1 protein-coding gene is annotated in these 395 nt (G+C 73.2%); it reads left to right on the forward strand.

The window, feature by feature from the left end; translation table 11 throughout:
• The coding region (locus LPA54_RS41290) for a hypothetical protein (protein ID WP_228985518.1) at positions 1–395 on the forward strand (395 nt) is incomplete at both ends.

Below are 395 nucleotides of genomic sequence, written 5' to 3' on the forward strand. Positions count from 1 at the left end.
CGCGCGGTGTCACGCTGCGCCTGGAGGGCGACGCCAACGACTACGTCGGCAAGGGCCTGTCCGGCGGCCGGATCGTCGTCCGCCCGGACCGCGGCGCCGACCACCTCGCCGAGTACAGCGTCATCGCGGGCAACACCCTCGCCTACGGCGCCACCGGCGGCGAGATGTTCCTGCGCGGCAAGGTCGGCGAGCGGTTCTGCGTCCGCAACTCCGGCGCGCTGGTCGTCTCCGAGGGCGTGGGCGACCACGGCTGCGAGTACATGACCGGCGGTCACGCGGTCGTCCTCGGCGAGACCGGGCGCAACTTCGCGGCCGGCATGTCCGGCGGCGTCGCGTACGTCATCGACCTGGACCGGGACAACGTGAACGCCGGCAACCTCGGCTCCGTCGAGGCG

The sequence above is a fragment of the Streptomyces sp. DH12 genome, from assembly GCF_020873895.1.
Lineage (GTDB): Bacteria > Actinomycetota > Actinomycetes > Streptomycetales > Streptomycetaceae > Streptomyces.